General features: G+C 64.4%; 2 protein-coding genes. Both read right to left on the reverse strand.

The features are described 5' to 3' along the window. The coding region (locus QZV93_RS17500) for a hypothetical protein (RefSeq protein WP_295560002.1) at positions 1-210 on the reverse strand (210 nt) is incomplete at its 3' end. Further along, positions 204-2,344 (reverse strand): TonB-dependent receptor (locus tag QZV93_RS17505; protein WP_295560003.1); only part of this gene is annotated, 2,141 nt, incomplete at its 5' end. The genes QZV93_RS17505 and QZV93_RS17500, both read right to left, overlap by 7 nt.

A 2,344-nucleotide genomic window follows, 5' to 3' on the forward strand; every position in this document is an offset into this window, starting at 1 on the left:
GCCGGAGATAACCACCGGGTCGATCGCCACTTTGCTGCCGGGCTTATCCCAGGTTGTGCCGATGAGGGCTCGGATCTGGTCGGCGTCGTCGTGCGCGAACGCGCTCGGGACGTGGATGGCGCTGCAAAGCGCCATCCACGCATACGCAGTGAGCGTTGCTATCTTTCGGGAGAAGGGAGCCAGACGCCACATGCGCATGTCGCTCACCATTTCACCTGGACGCCGCCATAGACGGCCCGCCCCGTGCCCGGCTCGAAGTAGTTGCCGTCGGCACCGCCGAGATTGCCCGCGACGCTGGCCGACGAGATGTATCCCTCATCGGCAAGGTTGCGGCCTTCGATGTAGGCGGAGAACGTTTCGCCCTCGTAGCCAAGCTTGGCCCCCCAGATGGCGTAGGCATCCGTTTCGACCGTGTTGGCGTTGTCGATGTAGTACGCCTCCGGCACCCATTCGACGTTGGGTCCGAAGAAGACGCCCGACGGATGCCGATACAGGAGCTCCGCGCGCAGGAAATGCCGCGGCGCGCCCGGCAACTCGTTGTTGCCCCACAGCGCGTCGTTGTCGAAGCGGAAATCGTTGAAGGTGTAAGCCACATTGAGCCACAGCTTGTCCGGGTTGGGCCCGGTCGCGAGCACGGACTGCACGATAGCGGCGCCGAACCCCAGCTCGAGGCCCTGATGGATGGTCTTGTCGGCGTTCGTCACCGAGCAGGTGTTGGTGAAGAACGGCATGACGATGGTGAGGCACTGCAACTCGTTGTCGATCTCGGCGCGATAGAGCGCGATATCCCAGTTGTAGTTCTCCCGCCGTCCGCGCGTGCCGATTTCGTAAGTGACCGCCTCCTGCACCTTGGCATTGAATGCCGATCCATCGACGACGTTCTCGCCGAAGCTCGGCACCTCGGCGCTCTCCGAAACGTTTGCGAACACCTGCCAGCCGGGATCCACGTCCCAGATGATGCCCGCCTTGGGGCTCCAGACGTCGAAGACGTTGCGGCCCGCCACATCGCCCACGGTGCTGAACACCACGTCGCGGTCGCGAACGGCGTGCAGGTATTGCAGCCCGGCCACCAGCGCGACGTCGGGCGTGACGAAGAAACTGTTCTCGGCGTACACCGAGAAGTTCTCGGCCCGGTCGTCGTTATGGCTCAGCAGGCCCAGCTTGGCGGCATCGGCCCCGATTCCGAACTGCTTGGCGTCGACGGTGCCGTTGTGGATGTCGGCGCCGATCAGAAAGCGGTTGCGATAGCCCGCGATGACGCTGTCGTCGGTCAGCCGTCCAAATCCGCCGTAGTCGTCGTAGCTGTAGTCGAGCCACCTGAAGATCGGATGGTCGAGCTGCCGGTCGACATTGTAGGCGCCGAACTCGACCAGAGTGCCGGGCGCAAGCCGCACGCTCGTCTTATTGGCGATGCGCACCGTCTCGATGTTGCGCTGCCAGTCGTTGAGCACGTTGATGGCGGCCGCCTGCTTGGGATCGTTCAGCGCCGTCTCGCGATTGACCGAGCCGGGAATGCGCTGCTCGACGTCGTTGGCGTTGACGTAAAACCGGGTTTCGACGTTCTCCGTCAGCCGGTATCCGACATTCATGGATCCGCGCACGCTTTCTCCGAAACTGTGCTCGCGGAATCCGTCCTGCTCCTGCCAGGTGCCGGTAATGAAATAGTCGGCGGCACCATAAACCCCGCCGGAACTCGCCGCGAGCTTGTGGAAGCCGAAGCTGCCGACATCGACGCGGGCGCCGAACTGATCGGCATCATAGCCGGTCGGCATGACGAAATTGATCGCGCCGCCGAGCGAATTGGCGCCGAACCGCAGGGCATTCGCGCCTTTGTAGACCTCGACATAGCGGTAGGCTGTCGGATCGATCTCCTGGAAATCGCCGAAACCGTCGGCCGTGTTGATCGGGATGCCGTCCATGTAGAGTTGCGTGCCGCGCAGATGGAAGTTGCGCGAGAGCCCGGAGCCGCGGATCGACAGGCGCGAATCCTCGCCCCACTTGGGCTGCACGAACACGCCCGGCACGTAGTCGAGCGCGTCCTTGATCGTGACCGCCGGCGTCGACGTCTTGTAGGCCGTGTCCGGAACGACCTCGACTGCGCCGGGGGTGCGGTTGATCTCCGCGGTCGCCTCCGCCGTCGTCGGCACCGAGAGGCTTCCCGAACGCGTGCCGGGAGCAGGCTGGCCAGGCGCAGGCTCGCTGGCCGCAGCGGTCGGCTGCACGGCGGCGACCGGCGCTGGCTTCTTCTGGGCGGTCCCCTGCGGCTTCGCCTTGGGAGAGGTCGTGACGACGTTGACCGGCGGAAGCTCGGTCGAATTCTGGTTGCTTTGCTGGCCGAACGACG

Source organism: uncultured Hyphomicrobium sp., assembly GCF_902826555.1.
Lineage (GTDB): Bacteria > Pseudomonadota > Alphaproteobacteria > Rhizobiales > Hyphomicrobiaceae > Hyphomicrobium_C.